This is a genomic window from Streptomyces spororaveus (assembly GCF_016755875.1).
In the GTDB taxonomy this organism is placed as follows: Bacteria; Actinomycetota; Actinomycetes; order Streptomycetales; family Streptomycetaceae; genus Streptomyces; species Streptomyces spororaveus.
Window position 1 is genome coordinate 468,412 of sequence record NZ_BNED01000005.1, and the last position, 16,791, is coordinate 485,202.

The window sequence follows — 16,791 nt, forward strand, 5'->3', positions numbered from 1 at the left end:
CCCGGAACGTTCCGTACCCGCCCGGTGGCCGGATCCCGACGCACGACCGAGGCGTTCGACCAACCGTACGCACGGCCCCAGTTGGCGGCGGGTACGGTTCCGGCATGGATGTTTCCGCAATCAGTTCGACCGAGGACGACGACATCACCCCGGCGGCGGTGATCAAGGACATCGCCCGTCAGCAGCTGGTGAAGCGGGGCGCCGCCGGACTGTCCCTGGATGCGGTGGTCCGCGACGGCGGCCTTCCCGCCGCCGATGTCGAAGCCGTCTTCCCGCACCGCGACGATCTGCTGACCGCACTGGTCATCGACGCCTACGACGCGTCCGGCGCGGCGATGGAGCAGGCCGACCGGGCCGCCGCGGAGGGCGGCGCGTCCGGGGGCGCCCGGCTCCTCGCCGTCACCCGCGCGCTGCGGCGGTGGTCCTTCGAGAACCCCGCCGAGTTCACCCTGATCTACGGCTCACCCGTGCCCGGCTACGACGCCCCGCAGGACACGGTCCCGGCGGCCTCGCGCACCCCCGCGGTTCTCGCTGGCATCGTGCGCTCCGCGCTGGAGGCCGGTGAACTCACCCCGCCCCGGCGGTCGGTGCCCGGTCCGCCGCTGCTGCTGCCGGAGGCCGTGCAGCTCTTCGGCGGTGCGCCCGGGGCTCCGTTCGAGGACGTCGTCGAGCGCGGCATGGTCCTGTGGAGCGGTCTGATCGGCCTCCTGGTGTTCCAGGTCTTCAGCCGTACCCACGACAGTGTCCGGGACGAGGCCGCGTTCTTCGACTACGCCGTCGCCGTGTCCGCCGAGAGCATCGGCCTCGTGGTCCCCCTGGCCGGGCAGACCGGCTGACCCGACCGACCCATCCGCCCCGCGCGCGACCCACGCGACACCGGCAGAAATCCAGGACGTGAACACCACCAGGACCCTTTGCTTCGTCATAGCCGCGCTCTCGTCGTACGCGGCGCTCGTCTACCGGCTGTGCCAGGCGCGGCGCAGCTGGAAGGACGGCGCGTACCGCACGCTGATCGCCACGCTGCTGCTCCAGTGCCTCACCTTCACGATGGGCGCCCTGGCCATGGGGGGCGGGCCCCTGCTGGGGGTCGGCAACCTCGCCGTCCTGCTCATGCACCTGTCGGCGGTCGCCTTCTGCGTCAGCGCGCAGATCATCCTGCTGCGGTGGGCCGCGGCGGACGAGCGGTCCGTCCGCAGGACCCGCTACTGGGTGGTCACCGGCATCGCTCTCGATGTGCTGCTGACGGCCCTCTTCCTCCTCGCCGACGGCACCGCCCGGCCGGCGTCGGACTTCGACGGCACCAGCGAGCCGCTGCTGCTCACGTACCTCCTGGCCTTCATCGTCTCCCAGGCGATCCCGTGCGTCACGATCTACCTCCAGTGCGGGCCGTACGCGCGGATGACCGACAACGCCTCGCTGCGCCAGGCCCTGCGGCTGCTCTCGGTCACCGCCGTGGTCCTGTTCCTCTACTGCGCGGCCAGGACGGTCAACATCCTCACGGCGGCCGGCGGGGTCGACATCGGGGCCTGGAAGGTGGCGGCTTCGGTGTTCAGCGCCGCGGGCATCGTCATGCTCTCGCTCAGCCTGACCAACTCCTCCTGGGGCCCGGCGGCGAGCCGGCTCCTGGAGTGGGCCCGTACCTACCGGTCGTACCGGGCGCTCTACCCGCTCTGGCGGGACCTGTACGAGTCCTCCCCGGACATCGCCCTGGAGCCGCCCGGCGCCTCGGTGTCCGACCTCGGCTACCGGCTGCACCGCCGGGTCGTCGAAATACGCGACGGGTGGCGGGACTTGCGTCCGTACATCGACCGGAGCACCGGCGAGGGGTGCGATCCGGCCAAGGAGGTGAGCGCGGAATCGCGGCAGGCCTTCACCGAAGCCACACAGATCAAGCGGGCCTTGCAGGCAAAACTGACCGGGACGGTCCCCCGGAACAACAAAGACGAGGGTGACTTCGACGACCGGGACACGAACAACTTCGCGGCAGAGCTGGCATGGCTCACCCAAGTGGCAGCCGCCTACAGTAAGCTCGGCAAGGCGAGTTGAGAACTCCCGCCCGGTTTGCATCCCCCGTCAAACCGGGCGGGTATCCCGTTTCCCCGCTGCTTGGCGGCCGGACGGGTGGCTCCCGCCCGGACTGGCCCGGCCCATCCCCCGAGGGCCGGGCCAGTCCGATGTCACCGGCGACCAAATGTGCGTCCCCCGTGAACGCAAGTTAGCTGCCAGCTATCCGGCCGGACCCCACGTTCGCCGAGTCCTGGCCAATTGTCAACTGACAGCTAATCTGTGAAACTGACGTATAGCTGAGAGCTATACGGAGGAGGCGACGGGAGGATGGTTCACCATGACCGGGACCGAGCACGACACCGGGAACGGGAGTGAGGAACGCCCCCTGCTCGCGGTGCGCCTCGACGACCTGTTCAGAACGGTCCGCCCCAAGGGCAGGCACTGGACCAACGCCGAGGTCGCGGACGAGCTGAAGCGGGTCACCCCCGAACTCAAGGTCGGGGGCGTGTACCTGTCGCAGCTGCGCACGGGGAAGCGCTCCAACCCGTCACCCGATCTCCTGTCCGCCCTGGCCCGTTTCTTCGGCGTCTCGGTCGCCTACTTCTTCGACGACAAGGTCGCCGAGTCCGTGCTCGGCGAGCTCGCCGCCATCGAGGCGCTGCGCCAGTCCGGGGTGCGCGCCGTGGCGATGCGGGCGGCCGGGATGAAGAAGGAGAACCTCCAGGCCATCACGGCCATCATGGACCAGTACCGGCAGATGCAGGGCCTGCCGCCCGTCGCCGACCCCTCCGAGCCGGGATGAGGGGCGCCCGCAAGGAGCGGTCCGCCGACCACGACCGCCGCAGCCGGCTCAAGAAGCTCCGCAAGGCCGGAGCGCAGCGGATCGCGGAACTCGATCTGCCGAGGGCGACCGACGTGGCCGAGCTGTGCCGCCACCTCGGGGAGGTACGCGACCGCCCGATCATCCTGGTCCCGATGCAGATGCCCTCCTCGCATCCGTGCGGCATGTGGGTCGCCGCGCGCGACGAGGACCTCATCTTCTACGACGCCAACACCACCGGCGCTCATCAGGAGCACATCATCTTGCACGAGCTCGGCCACATCATCTGCTGCCATCGCGGGGCAGGCGGGCTGGACGGGGCGGCCGCACGCCTCCTCTTCCCCAACCTCGACCCCGAACTCGTCCGCGACATGCTCCTGCGCGCGACCTACGACGACGTCCAGGAGCAGGAGGCGGAGATCATCGCCTACCTCCTCTCCCAGCGGATCGGCGACGCCGGGCGGCGGCCCGCCGGGGCGCCGGGCGCGGGGGACGACGAGGACGGCAATTCCGCCAGGAGCGCCACACTCAGCCGCATCGAACGCACCCTGATCTGAGATGGACCACTCAGCGGGCGGCCACCTCTTCGGCGAGGATCGACACGGCCCGTCCGATGTCGTCCTCGTGGTGCTCGCTGGTGACGAAGAACCGCAGTCTCGACAGTCCCTCCTCCACGGCGGGGTGGAAGATCGGGTCCGCGACGACGCCCCGGGCGAACAGCCGGTCCGCGACGCGCAGGGTCCTCACGGAATCGCCGAGGATGCACGGCACGATGGGTGTGCCGCCGCTGGAGCCCGTCGCCAGACCCGCCGCGGTGGCGAGCCGGAGGAAGAGCCCGGAGTTCCGCCTGAGCGCGCGCACCCGCTGCGGCTGCGCGGCGAGCAGTTCGGTGGCGGCCAGCGCGGCGGCCGCGTTGGCGGGAGTCAGGCCGACGCTGTAGACGAAGCCGGGGAGCGTGTGGCGCAGCCAGCGCACCGTTCTGGCCGAGCCGGCGAGGTAACCGCCGCAGCTGGCGAGGGCCTTCGAGAGGGTGCCCATCCACAGGTCCACCTCGGACCGGTCGACGCCGTACAACTCGCCCACTCCGCGGCCGTGTTCGCCGACGGTGCCGATGCTGTGGGCCTCGTCGACCAGGAGCAGGGCGCCGTAGCGCTTCTTCAGCTCGACCAGGGCGGGCAGGTCGACGAGGTCGCCGTCCATGCTGTAGGCGCCCTCGACGGCGATCAGCACCCGCCGGAACCGGGACCTGTTGAGCCGCAGCATGTGCTCCAGCCGCCCCATGTCGTTGTGGGCGAAGGGGCGTCGCGCCGCCCCGGACAGGGCACAGCCCTGGAGGATGCTGTCGTGGGCGAGCGCGTCGTGCAGCACGAGGTCCTCGGGACCGACGAGGTGCCCGATCGCGGTGACGTTGGTGGCGTGGCCGCTCACCAGGGTCAGGCAGTCGTCGACTCCGAGGAAGTCGGCCAGCGCCCGCTCCAGCCTTACGGTCAGCTCCCGTTCGCCGGAGAGCACGCGGCTCGCGGAGACGGAGGTGCCGTACCGCTCCACCGCCCGGTGCACGGCTTCGTCGACCGCCGGATGACCGGAGAAGCCGAGGTAGTTGTAGCTGCCGAAGGACAACAGGGACCGCCCGCCGATGACGGTCGTGTCGCGGATGTTGCCCTCGTGGACCCGGAAGTAGGGGTTGGCCGCGCCGCTGTCGCCGATCCGGCCGAGGCGCTGCTCGAACTCGCCCACCTCGGGGAACTCGTCGATGACGGCCGTCCCGGCGGCCCATGCGGCGCCCTCCTGCCGGAGGGCCGGTTCGGCGGGAGCGGGAGCGGAAGCGGAAGCGGAAGCGGAAGCGGGATCCGTGCCCGGATCCGTGCCCGGGTGGACGAGTCCGATCAGCCGGCCGATGGTGAGTCCGGGCGAGAACAGCTCCTCGGACCGGAAGCCCGGTATGCGCTGGGCGATGCGGACTCCGAGCTCCTGCAGCATCAGGGAGTCGAATCCGAGGTCGGCCACCAGCGTCAGGTGTTCGCTCAGCTCGGAGGGCGGGAAGACACCGGTCCGCGCGACCTCTTCACGCACGAGGGACACGACGGATGCGGCCGGGACGGCGGACACGGCCGGTGCGGCGGGTGCCTCGGGGATCGTCCCGGCGGGATCCGGGACCTCGCGCGCCGCATCGTCCACGACCCAGTGGCGGCGCGGGGCCAGCGGGCTCGGGGGCAGGGTGCACGGGGGTGTCCGCACCGCCGTGGGCGGCCGTGGCACGGCGGCTGCGGCCGTGTGCTCGGTGAGTCCCTCCGTACGGCCCGCCGCGAGGGCGGCGGCCGCCGCCGTGAGCCGGGCGACGGCGTCGGCTCCGTCCCGGGCCACCAGGGTGAGGCACTGCGTGAGGGGTGCGCGGCGGGCGAGGGTGGCCGCCACCGCGGCGGCCGGGAGCCGGTCTCCGGCGATGGTGTCCGCGAGCTCCCGGGCGTAGCGGGCCAGTCCGTCACGGTCGCGCGCGCTGAGGGCCAGTACGTGCGGTCCGTCGTCCGGCGCCGCGGACGCCGCCGGGCCGGCCGGGGCCGTGGTGCACTCCTCCAGCACCAGGTGGACACCGGTGCCGCCGAAGCCGAAGGCGCTCACCCCCGCCCGGCGCGGACCTCCGCGCTCCGGCCACGGAATCGCCTCCGTGGCCACCGTGAGCCGGGCGGCGTCGAATCCGGAGCGGTCGGCCAGGTCGCACTCCGGCTGCGGGGGTATCACGCCCCTCTGCACGGCCAGGACCGACTTGACGAGCCCGGCGATCCCGGCGGAGTTCAGCGAGTGTCCGACCACCGCCTTCACGGCGCCGAGGTAGGCCGGTTCGGCGTGCTCACCGCGCAGTTCGCGCAGGACACCGAGCTCGACGGGGTCGCCGACGGTGGTCCCGGTGCCGTGCGCCTCCAGATAGCCCACCGCGTCCGGGGCCAGGCCCGCGTCGCGGTAGGCCCGGCGCAGCGTGCGGAGCTGACCGGCCGCCTGGGGGTGCAGGCCGCCCTGCACGGTCCCGTCGTTGGCCGTTCCCACGCCGCGGATCACCGCGTAGACCCGGTCGCCCGCCGCCAGGGCGTCGGTCAGGGGCCGCAGCACCAGGACCCCGGCGCCCTCGCCGAGGACGAACCCGTCGGCCTGCGCGCCGAAGGGCAGGCAGCGGCCGCTGCGCGAGAGGGCGCCGATCCGGCACAGCCCCACCAGCAGGTCGGGGGTGAGTACGAGTTGGGCGCCGCCGGCCAGGGCTATGCGGGAGCGGCCCGCGCGCAGCGCGTGCACCGCGTTGGCCACGGCCATGAGTCCGCCCGAGCACGCCGAGTCCAGGGCGTAACTCTCGCCGTGCAGGTCGAAGACCGAACTGATGCTGTTCGGGCCCATGTTGAGCAGGAGCCCGGCCACGGAGGTGCCGTTGAGCCCGTCGACGGCGCGTACCGATGCCGCCAGGTGCGGGTGGGTGTGCCGCGCCCCGAACTCGCCACCGGCCAGCTGGCGCATCCGGATCTGCAGGGTGCTGAGTTCGCGGTAGCCGCCCTCGGTGAGCGCCGTGATCACCGAGGTCTCCTCGCGGTCGAAGCCGTCGGCCTCCCACCCCGCGTCCTGGATGGCCTCGCGGGCGAGATCGATCAGCAGCCTGGCCTGCGGATCCATCGCGCGGGCCCGGCGCGGCGGGATGCCGTAGTGGGCCGCGTCGAAGTGGCCCGTTTCCGGCAGCAGCGCCATGGTGTCGGTGTACGCGGAAGAGGTGTCACGGAGGTTGTCGCCCCTGAAGGCCGCGGTGCGCCACCGCGCGTCCGGGATCGCCCCGAACTGTGCCTTCGGGGCCGTCAGGAGCCTCCAGTACTGGTTCACATCGCGCGCTCCCGGGAACCGGCACGCCATCCCCACGACGGCGATGCCTTCTCGCCGCGGCCTCCTGGAGTCCTCCATGTGGTCATCCCGTCCTGTCAGCCGTGTCAGCCGTGTCAGCCGTCGGCCGCGAGCCGTGCGCGCCACCATTCCACGGTCGCCTCGACCTGCTCGTCGACGGGGGTGGACCGTACCGCGAGCGCGACCTCGCAGGCACTCGAATCCACGACGAACGGGCGGTCGAACTGGTAGCGGATCTCCTTCAGTTCGCGGATCAGCGGGGAGAAGAGCGAGGCCACGCCGATCACGGCCGACGGGAGCCGCCGTACGGCGACCGGCCCCGTCCCGGCCCGCGCGCACAGTCGCCCCACCATCTCCCGTACGGACAGCGGGGGCTGGGTCGGGGCGTGCCAGGCGCGTCCCCAGGCCCGCTCGTCCTGCGCGGCCGCGCACAGCGTCCGGGCGACATCGGGAAGGTAGGTCCAGCTGTGCGGGGCGTCGGGGTCCCCCAGGGTGGTGACCGGCTTGCCGCGCAGCAGCGGCGGCACGACCCGTGCGGCCAGGTGACCGCCGTCGGTGACGCCGGGTCCGAAGAAGTCCGAGGCGCGTACCTCCACCGCCCTGATCCGGCCCTGCCCGTGCAGTTCCCGCGCCCGCTCCCACACCTCGGCGCGTACCCGCCCCTTGGGGCCGGTCGCCGCGAGCGGCAGTTCCTCGGTCATGGGGCCGTCCACCGGGCCGTAGCCGTAGAGGTTTCCCAGCATGACGAGGACGGCCCCGGTCGCCTCGGCCGCGGCGCAGAGGGACGAGGACAGCGCGGGCCAGTCGTCCGCCCAGCGGTGGTAGGGCGGCGCGGCGCAGTTGTGGATCGCCGCCGCGCCCCGCGCGGCCCCGGACAGCCGATCGGTGTCCGTCGCGTCGAGCGCGACGTGCTCGATCCCGGGTTCCGGGCTCCGGCCCGATCTGGTGACGACCCTTACGGTATGGCCCTGTTCGGCGAGGAGCCGGGCGGTGGCGGCGCCGGCGGGCCCGAAACCAATGACGACTTGGAAGCTCACGTGCGCACACTAGCGCGAGCGAACGGCGCCCCCTTCCGCCGAGAACGTCTCCCGGCCAGCGCGGGAGCGTGAACCGCCGGACACTGGGGTCATGAGCGGCAACCCCGGCGACGCCCCGGCCGGCACCGCCGGCGGCGCCCGAGGCGGTGCCCCCGCCGGCCGGCCGGACAACGGGCCCGCCGTCTCGCGCCAGGAGTTCGACGCACTGTTCGCTTCGGTCCGTACGTGGGGCCGGTGGGCCGAGGCCGACCGCGGGGCCTGGAACGGGGTGACGGCCGACCATGCGCGCAGGGCCGCCGCCGCGGTCAGGGACGGGACGGTGGTCCCGATGGCACGGCCCTGGGACACCCGCCCCGGCCCGGACAACGCGAAGCCCGCCCTGCACTACATGTCCGACCTCGGCGACGTACAGGCCCCGGAACCGTCCGTCCACAAGGACTTCCTGGCCGCCGACTACCACGGCAAGAGCGTGACCCACCTCGACGCGCTGTCACACATCGCCTACCGAGGGCAGCTGTACGACGGGCGCGCGGCGCGGGAGTCCGTCGACGCGGCGGGTGCCCGCTTCGGCGCGGTGTCGGCGCTGGGCCCCCTGGTCACACGGGGCGTCCTGGTCGACCTGCCCGCCGTCCTCGGGGTCGATTGGCTGGAACCGGGTCGTGCGGTGCACGCGCGGGACGTCGTCGCCGCGCAGGAGGCGCTCGGCGTGACCATCGGGGACGGCGACGCGGTACTGCTGCGCTCCGGGGCCTTGCGCCGGCGCCGGGAGCTCGGCCCCTGGAACCCCGACACGGCGAGTGCGGGCTGGCACGTGGACGCCCTGCCGATGCTGGCCGAGCGCGCCGTCGCACTGCTGGGCGGCGACGGGGACAGCGACGTACGGCCTTCGCCGGTCGAGGGGGTGCACTCCCCCGTCCACGCGCTCGCCGTCACGGCGATGGGGGTGCCGCTGCTGGACAACCTCGACCTCGAACCGCTCTCGGCGGCGTGCGCCGAGGCGGGCCGCTACACGTTCCTGCTCGTCGTGGCACCGCTGAACGTCCCCGGCGGCACGGGCTCGCCCGTCAATCCGGTCGCGGTCCTGTGACGCGGGCACCCGCTGATCGCTTCGCTCCCAGACCTCATTGCCGAAATGGGAGGAATATACTCAAATCTGGCGATCGAGGGTGCTCCGGTGAGGGGAAGTGATGCACATGGGGGTCGTCGGAGACCGCATCGGCCCCGTGCGATTCCGTGACCGATTCCTGCAGGGCGAGTCGGTCGAGGGAAGTGTGAGAAGTCCGATCCTGAGCTCGTGGCAGCGCAGTCGGCTGCTGGGGCTGTCGCCGGAGCAGTCCGAGCTCCCGTACCAGGAGGGCTGCGACCCGGACGGTCCGCTGCTGCGCGCCGCCGAGCCCGTACTCGACCGGCTCCAGAGCATCTTCGCGGGCAGCCGCACCAACATCTGCCTCGCCGACGGTCACGGCATGGTCCTCGCCCGCCGCTTCGGCGAGAAATCCATGCTCAAGGAGCTCGCCCCGATCCAGATCCTCCCCGGGTTCGTCTTCGCCGAGCAGGTGGCCGGTACGAACGGCATCGGCCTCACCCTCGCGGAGAGGCGCCTGTGCCAGGTCTACGGCGCCGAGCACTTCGCCGAGCGCTCCCAGTCGAGCGCCTGCACCGCGATCCCCCTGCGCGACCAGCTCAGCGGGCACATCCAGGGCGTCCTGTGCCTCGGATACCCCTACACCGACGCGGACCCGGCGCTGATCCCCGTGGTGCGCAAGGCGGCCGAGGCCATCGAACGACGGCTGATGGACCAGAGTTCGGCGCGCGAGCACGGCCTGCTGCAGGCCTATCTCCACACCGCGAGCCTGGCCGTGAGCGGCGAGCACGGCCTCGACGGGCACCCGGTGGCGATGGCCGACTTCCTCCAGAGCGAGCTGGAGCAGAGCGACCAGGCGACCCTGAAGGAGAAGGCCACGGAGCTGATGTCCGGGGACCGGCGGGCCGCCGCCGAAGTGCCCCTGTCCCGCGGCCGGTGGGTCACGCTGGTCAGCCGCCCCGTGACGAGCGCCGCCGGGGTGGAGGGGGTCGTCGTCGAGGCCCTGCTCCCCGAGGATTCGGAGCGGCACGCCCCCGCCCCCACCCACCCCCAGCCGCACGCCCCCGCCGGGGTGCCGCCCGCGTTCCGTCCTCACGTCACCCCCGGTCCGGAACCGGCGACGGTCCGCGCAGGCGGCGCACCGGGCGCCGGAGGCCCCGCCGGGGAGGCCGTCGCGGCGTCCGCCGCCGGCCCCGCCCAGGGCCGGGTCAGGGGGCTGGTGCTGGTCGGCGAGCCCGAGGTGGGCAAGTACGCCGTCGCGGCACGCCGGCGCCTGGAGCTGCTGGCCGAGGCCAGCAACCGCATCGGCACCACGCTGGACGTGAGCCGCACCGCCTGGGAGCTCGCCGAGACGGCCGTCCCGAGGTTGGCCGATTTCGTCACCATCGACCTGCCGGCGGCCGTACTGCTCGGGGAGGAGTCCCCCCATCCCACCACCGAGATGCAGCGCACGGTGGTCCACGGCATCCGCGAGGACTGCCCCTTCTACCCGGTCGGCGCGCAGATCAGTCTGCGGCCCACCACGCCCCACATGCGCTGCATAGCCACCGGGCAGCCGGTGCTCGAACAGGATCTGCGGGCCGCCTTCGGCTGGATCGCCCAGGACCCCCGGCACGCCGAACGGCTCCTCGCCCACAACATCCACTCCCTCATCACGGTCCCCCTGCTCGCCCGCGGTGCCGTCCTCGGCGTCGCGAGCTTCTACCGCTCGCAGGACCCGGCCCCCTACGGGGACGACGACCGCTCGCTGGCCCAGGAACTCGCCGCCCGCGCCTCCCTGTGCATCGACAACGCCCGCCGCTACACCCGCGAACACACCCTCGCCCTGTCCCTGCAGCGCAGCCTGCTCCCCCGCGACCTCCCCGAGCAGAGCGCCGTCGAGGTCGCCCACCGCTACCTGCCCGCCGAGTCGGGCGTCGGCGGCGACTGGTTCGACGTCATCCCCCTGTCCGGGGCCCGGGTCGCCCTCCTCGTCGGCGATGTCGTCGGCCACGGACTGCACGCCGCCGCCACCATGGGCCGACTGCGCACCGCCGCCCGCAACTTCGCCGAGCTGGAGCTGGCCCCCGACGAGCTCCTCACCCACCTGGACAACCTGATGGTGCGCCTCGACCGGGAGGAGGGCGGGGACGGTCCCGGCTCGGGCAGCACCGGCATCGTCGGCGCCACCTGCCTGTACGCGATCTACGACCCCACCTCCCAGCAGTGCACGATGGCCCGCGCCGGCCACCCTCCGCCCGCGCTGGTCCGACCCGACGGCACCGTATCCCTCCTCGACCTGCCCGCCGGTCCCCCGCTCGGCCTCGGCGGCCTGCCCTTCGAGTCGGCCGAGATCCGGCTCCCCGAGCACAGCCAGCTCGTCCTCTACACCGACGGGCTCATCGAGGACCGCCACCGCGACGTCGACGTGGCCCTCGACGCCCTGAACCGGGCGCTGGCCCACCCGGACCGGACCCCGGAGGAAACCTGCCAGGCCGTCCTCGACGCCGTGGCGCCCGAGCACCCCGACGACGACATCGCGCTCCTCGTCGCCCGCACCCACGCCGTACCCGCGGACCGGATCGCCACCTGGGAGCTGGCCGCCGATCCGGCGCTCGTCTCCGAGGTCCGCGCCGCTTCCGTGAGCCAGCTGAACCGGTGGGGGCTGGAGGAGTCCGCGTTCGCCACGGAACTCCTGCTCAGCGAGCTGGTCACGAACGCCGTCCGGTACGGGACCGCGCCCATCCGGGTCCGTCTCATCCACGACCGCAACCTGATCTGCGAGGTGCACGACGCCAGCAGCAGCGCCCCGCGCATGCGCCAGTCGGCGACCACCGACGAGGGCGGCCGCGGCCTGTTCCTCGTCGCGCAGCTCGCCCAGTCCTGGGGCACCCGCTACACCACCGGCGGCAAGGTCATCTGGGCCGAGTGCAGCCTGGCCGCGACATGACCCCCGAATCCCCGGCCGTTCGGCCATTGGGGTCAAACAGTGCGGCGATATGCCGGGAATGAGCCCCTATGTCACCGTAGAGTGCCCCGTACCGTCGGGAAGAACTCGGAGGCCGACCCCCGGAGAAGTCTGTGCATGACGCTCCCGACACCTGGGCGAGCCCACCCTCGCATTCCGGTGCCGCACCGCTCGTCCGCATGCGCGGCCTGAGCAAACGGTTCGGCGGCACCCTGGCGCTGGACGCGGTCGACCTCGACATCCACCGCGGCAGCGTCCTCGCCCTACTCGGCCCCAACGGAGCCGGAAAGTCCACCCTCATCAAGCTGCTCGCCGGTGTCCACCACGCCGACGCGGGCGCGGTCACCGTGACCGGCCATCCCCTCGGCAGCCACGCCGCGACCCGGAACATGTCCTTCATCCACCAGGACCTCGGGCTCGTCCCCTGGATGACGGTGGCCGAGAACATCGCCCTGGGCGCCGGATACCCCCGCCGCCACGGGCTGATCTCCTGGCGGCGGACCCGGGAGCGCTGCGACGAGGCCCTGCAGATCGTCGCCGGGCATCTGGACGCCGACGCCCGGATCGCCCGCCTCGGGCCCGCCGAGCGCTCGCTCGTGGCCATCGCCCGCGCCCTCGCCACCCGGGCCGAGCTCATCGTGCTGGACGAGCCGACCGCCACCCTCCCCGCCGCGGACTGCGCGCGGCTGTTCGGCGTACTCCACACCCTGCGCGACCGCGGCCACGCGATCCTCTACGTCAGCCACCGGCTGGACGAGGTCTACCAGGTCGCCGACACCTTCGCCGTCCTGCGCGACGGCCGGCTGGTCGACCGGGGCCCGCTCGCCGGTCACAGCCCGGACCGGCTGGTGCGCGCGATCGTGGGCCACGCACCGGCCGCACGGACGCCGGGGCCTCCCCCCGCCGCCGGCCCGCCCGTGCTGAGCCTCGACAGGGTGCGGACCGTGTCCACCGGCGAAGTCAGCCTGGACCTGCGGGCCGGTGAGGTCCTCGGCATGGTGGGCCTGACCGGCGCCGGCCACATGGAGCTGGGCCGCGCCCTCGCCGGCGCCCTGCCGGTCCTCGGCGGGCGGGTCCTGCTCGACGGCCGGCCGTACCACCCGCGTACGGTCCACGCCGCTCTCGACTCCGGCGTCGGCTTCGTGGCGGCCAACCGTCAGGAGGAGGGCTGCGCCGCGGATCTGACCGTACGGGAGAACTTCCTGGCGAACCCGCGCGCGGCCGGCGCCCCCGCGGTGCGCTGGATCGGCCCCCGCCGCGAGCGCGCCCAGGCCACCGCCCTCATCGACCGGTTCTCGGTGCACCCCCGCGACAGCGAGGTGCCGATCGCCACCCTGTCCGGCGGCAACCAGCAGAAGGTCATGGTCGGCCGCTCGCTCCGGGGACGGCTGCGCCTGCTCGTCCTGGAGGAGCCGACCGCCGGGGTGGACGTCGGGGCCAAGGCCACCATCCACCGGCTGCTCGACGACGCCCTGGCCTCGGGCCTGGCGGTCCTGCTCATCTCCACCGATTTCGAGGAGGTCGCGGACGTGTGCCATCGCGCCCTGGTGTTCGTGCGCGGGAGCGTGAGCACCGAGCTGAGCGGTGCGGCCCTCACGGTCACCGAACTCACCCGGACCGCCTCGGCCATGCCCGCGATCACCGGCCCCACGGCGGACCGATGACCCTTCCCCCCACGCCTGCGCCCCCACCCCCGCCCGCGCCTCCCACTCCGCCTCGGCCGCGGTCCCCGCTGAACCGCCTGCGGGGTCACCACATCGGCGCCTACGGCCTGCTGGCGCTCGCCGTGCTGCTGTTCCTCGTCTTCTCCCTCGTCCTGCCGGACACCTTCCCCACCCGGGACAACGTCTCCTCGATCCTCTCCAACCAGTCGATCCCCGCCATCCTGGCCCTCGGCGCGACCATCCCCATCGCCACCGGCAAGTTCGACCTGTCCATGGGCTACGGCCTCGGCCTGGCCCATGTGATGGTGATGCAGCTCATCGTCGACACGGGCTGGCCCTGGCCGCTCGCCTGCCTCACCGTGGTCATCGGAGGGACACTGGTCGGCATCCTCAACGGCGTCATCGTCGAGTACGTGCGCATCGACTCCTTCATCGCCACGCTCGGCACCGGCAGCATGATGTACGCCGTCACCGGCTGGATCACCGACGGCTCCCGGATCGTCCCCGGCCCGGACGGCCTGCCCGCCGCCTTCACCGGCCTGTACAACTCCCGGTTCCTCGGCCTGCCGCTGCCCGCCTACTACGTCCTGGCCCTCGCGGCCGCGCTCTGGGTGGTCCTGGAACGGCTGCCGCTCGGCCGGTACATGTACGTGATCGGCTCCAGCCGGCGCACCGCCGACATCATCGGCATCCCCAGCCACCGGTACTCCGTCTGCGCCTTCGCCGGATCGGGGCTGGTCGTCGGCATCGCCGGGGTACTCCTCGCCGCCCAGCAGCAGACCGGGAACCCGAGCGTCGGGCTGGACTACCTGCTGCCCGCCTTCGTCGGCGCGCTGCTCGGGTCCACGACGATCAAACCCGGCCGCGTCAACGCCCTCGGCACCGTCGTGGCCGTGGCCGTCCTCGCCATCGGCCTCGCCGGCATCGGCCAGCTCGGCGCCGACTTCTGGGCCACTCCGCTGTTCAACGGCGCCACCCTCCTCATCGCCGTCGGCCTGGCCGGCTACTCCGCCCGCCGCCGGCTGCGCAGCCCCTAGGGGGTGTCTTGTCGATCAGGGCGGGCTCGCGGCGCCCGGCACCGCGCCTCGCCGCGTTGTCCTCGGTCGGCGACGCTCCGCGTCGCCTCCCTCGTCCGCCTTGCGATACACGGCACCGACCACCGCTCCCTGATCCACCCTGATCGACAAGACACCCCCTGGAAGAGTTCGTACGCGCACCGCGTCAGGAGCACCGTGTACCCGAAGGACCCGTACTCGTACCCGTACTCGCACCCTCGCCCGCACCGCAGGACCACGCGCACGGCCGCGGCCCTGCTGACAGCGGTCGTCGCCCTCGTCGCCGGCTGCGGGGGCGGTGGCCCCTCCACCGGCGCCGCGCCGCCCAAGGCGGGCTGCCCCACCGCGCTCGCGAGCGCCCGGGCTGCCGTCGCGCGGGCCGAGAACTCCGACACCGCCTGGCACGGTCCCACCACCGGCCCCGCGGCCGTACCGGGCAAGTCGATCGTCTACGTCGCCCAGACCATGACCAACCCCGGTGTCGCGGGCGTCGCGAAGGGGCTGGAGGAGGCGGCGAAGGCCATCGGCTGGCAGGTCCGGGTGATCGACGGGGACGGCACCCCGGCCGGCATCCAGGCGGCCCTCAGTCAGGCCATCACCGTGCGGCCGTCCGGCATCGTCATCGGCGGCTTCGACCCCCAGCTGACCTCGCAGCAGATGGCGCGGGCCGAAGCGGCGCACATCCCGGTGATCGGCTGGCACGCGGTGGGCTCCCCCGGCCCGAGCGAGCGGCCCAAGCTGTTCACCAACGTCACCACCAAGGTGGAGGACGTGGCGAGGATCAGCGCGGACTGGATCATCGCCCGGTCCGCGGGTGACGCCGGAGTCGTCCTCTTCACCGACGACTCGATCCCCTTCGCCAAGAACAAGGCCGAGCTGATCCGCGCGGGGCTCGCCGCCTGTTCCGGCGTACGGATCCTCAGCTACGAGAACATCCCGATCCCGGACGCCGCGAGCCGCACCCCGCAGGCGGTCTCCTCGCTGCTCTCCCGCTTCCAGGACGACTGGACGTACTCCGCCGCCATCAACGACCTCTACTTCGCGGACGCGGCCCCGGCCCTGCGCGCGGCGGGCAAGCCGGGCTCCGGGCCGCCCTTCAACATCGGCGCGGGCGACGGCGACCCGTCCGCCTTCCAGCGGATCAACAGCAGGCAGTTCCAGGCCGCCACCGTGCCCGAGCCGCTGAACCAGCAGGGCTGGCAGATCGTCGACGAGTTCAACCGCGCCTTCGCCGGCCGGCCGCCCAGCGGGTACGTGGCCCCCGTGCACGTCGCCACCGCCGGCAACAGCGACGGCGCCACCTCCTGGGACCCGTCCGGCTACCGCGAGGGGTACCGCCGGATCTGGGCGGGCTGACGCCACGGCGCCCCGGGCACCGGTCCCGCTCGGTGCGGGGCCGGTGCCCGGGGCGTGCCGGGTGCCGGGTGCCGGGTGCTACTGGTATGGGTCGAAGGGGATCCCGGCAGGCTTGGCCTCCGCCAGGTGGGAGGCGAAGGAGTCGTCCTTCAGGCCGAAGTGCGCGCTGCCGAAATCAGCCTGGGTGAGCTTGTCGCGCACGGTCGCCGGGTAGCCCGACCACCCCACGAGCGTGGGGAACTGCCAGGTGCCGCGGTGGTTCTCGGGCGGCTCGTCGTTGGTGTTCGCCGCGCGGAAGCAATGCGTGCCGATGCCGTCCTTGTGGTAGACGATCTTGGGGTGGTTGCCGTCCCAGCGAATCTGGTCACGCGTGTGGATGTTGAAGTCCCCGTGTGCGGACGTCGCGACGTACTTGGCGTCGTTGCCCTGGATCCACACGACCACGTGCTCCCAGTCGTGGCGGTGGCCGCCGAGCTCGATGCCGGGCAGGGCCTGGTCCTTCTCGAAGTACAGCGCGTAGATGACGGCGCACCAGCCGTTGTTGCACTTCCAGCGGGAGTAGCCGTTGGTGTTGGCGAGGTCCGAGGCGTCCCGGCAGTTGCCGCTGAGGGCGCCGGTGGGTTTGAGTCCGCCGTTCAGGACGCCGGTCGAACTGATGGCGGGCGTCGGGTAGCAGCCGTCGGTGTCGTAGTCGTAGGCGGGCTGATAGGTCAGCTCGATCGCTTCCGCCTTGCCGGGGAGTGCCGGCGGCGGGGCCGCGAAGGCCACCTGGGGAACGGCGACGACCACCGCGAGGGCGGCACCGACGACGACCATCGATCTCCGGATGTGACGGTTCGTCCGCAAAACGGGCCTCCTGGCCGGCCGGGTGCGAGGATGGCGGACGCGGGGCGACGGAACACCGTCGACCGGCGCGCCGCGAGCATCATTCGCGAACCGGGGCGACAC

General features: G+C 72.8%; 12 protein-coding genes. 9 read left to right on the forward strand and 3 right to left on the reverse strand.

The window, feature by feature from the left end:
• Positions 1–104 precede the first annotated feature (104 nt).
• From Sspor_RS04820 to Sspor_RS04835, 4 genes are all read left to right on the forward strand, one after another.
• Positions 105–836 carry a TetR-like C-terminal domain-containing protein gene (locus tag Sspor_RS04820; RefSeq protein ID WP_202197919.1) on the forward strand — a complete coding sequence of 244 codons (732 nt, stop codon included), beginning with the start codon at positions 105–107 and terminating at the stop codon, positions 834–836.
• 58 nt (positions 837–894) lie between these two features.
• On the forward strand, positions 895–2,046 hold the full coding sequence (locus tag Sspor_RS04825) for an MAB_1171c family putative transporter (RefSeq protein ID WP_202197920.1): 1,152 nt from the start codon (positions 895–897) through the stop codon (positions 2,044–2,046).
• A gap of 298 nt (positions 2,047–2,344) precedes the next feature.
• Positions 2,345–2,809, forward strand: coding sequence for a helix-turn-helix domain-containing protein (locus tag Sspor_RS04830; RefSeq protein WP_202197921.1), 465 nt, complete (start codon positions 2,345–2,347; stop codon positions 2,807–2,809).
• Positions 2,806–3,384, forward strand: a complete 579-nt coding sequence (locus Sspor_RS04835; protein ID WP_202197922.1) for a toxin — start codon at positions 2,806–2,808, stop codon at positions 3,382–3,384. The genes Sspor_RS04830 and Sspor_RS04835 overlap by 4 nt, the downstream gene beginning before the upstream one ends.
• A gap of 10 nt (positions 3,385–3,394) precedes the next feature.
• On the opposite strand, the gene Sspor_RS04840 is transcribed toward Sspor_RS04835, so the two are convergent.
• Together Sspor_RS04840 and Sspor_RS04845 are read right to left on the reverse strand one after the other, a co-directional pair.
• Positions 3,395–6,712, reverse strand: coding sequence for an aminotransferase class I/II-fold pyridoxal phosphate-dependent enzyme (locus Sspor_RS04840; protein ID WP_237404258.1), 3,318 nt, complete (start codon positions 6,710–6,712; stop codon positions 3,395–3,397).
• 83 nt (positions 6,713–6,795) lie between these two features.
• A complete protein-coding gene (locus Sspor_RS04845; RefSeq protein WP_202197924.1) occupies positions 6,796–7,737 on the reverse strand; it encodes an NAD-dependent epimerase/dehydratase family protein in 942 nt (313 codons plus the stop codon).
• A 91-nt stretch (positions 7,738–7,828) separates the two neighbouring features.
• Here Sspor_RS04845 and Sspor_RS04850 point away from each other — a divergent pair, with 91 nt between their 5' ends.
• From Sspor_RS04850 to Sspor_RS04870, 5 genes are all read left to right on the forward strand, one after another.
• Positions 7,829–8,824, forward strand: coding sequence for a cyclase family protein (locus tag Sspor_RS04850; RefSeq protein WP_202197925.1), 996 nt, complete (start codon positions 7,829–7,831; stop codon positions 8,822–8,824).
• A gap of 106 nt (positions 8,825–8,930) precedes the next feature.
• Positions 8,931–11,750, forward strand: a complete 2,820-nt coding sequence (locus tag Sspor_RS04855; protein ID WP_202197926.1) for a SpoIIE family protein phosphatase — start codon at positions 8,931–8,933, stop codon at positions 11,748–11,750.
• Positions 11,751–11,881: 131 nt separating this feature from the next.
• Positions 11,882–13,432, forward strand: a complete 1,551-nt coding sequence (locus Sspor_RS04860) for a sugar ABC transporter ATP-binding protein (protein ID WP_202197927.1) — start codon at positions 11,882–11,884, stop codon at positions 13,430–13,432.
• Positions 13,429–14,469, forward strand: a complete 1,041-nt coding sequence (locus tag Sspor_RS04865; RefSeq protein ID WP_202197928.1) for an ABC transporter permease — start codon at positions 13,429–13,431, stop codon at positions 14,467–14,469. The genes Sspor_RS04860 and Sspor_RS04865 overlap by 4 nt, the downstream gene beginning before the upstream one ends.
• 273 nt (positions 14,470–14,742) lie before the next feature.
• A complete protein-coding gene (locus tag Sspor_RS04870; RefSeq protein WP_202203482.1) occupies positions 14,743–15,843 on the forward strand; it encodes a substrate-binding domain-containing protein in 1,101 nt (366 codons plus the stop codon).
• A 78-nt stretch (positions 15,844–15,921) separates the two neighbouring features.
• Here the strand turns inward: Sspor_RS04870 and Sspor_RS04875 are convergent, their stop codons facing one another.
• Positions 15,922–16,659 carry an NPP1 family protein gene (locus Sspor_RS04875; RefSeq protein ID WP_202203483.1) on the reverse strand — a complete coding sequence of 246 codons (738 nt, stop codon included), beginning with the start codon at positions 16,657–16,659 and terminating at the stop codon, positions 15,922–15,924.
• Positions 16,660–16,791: the final 132 nt, after the last annotated feature.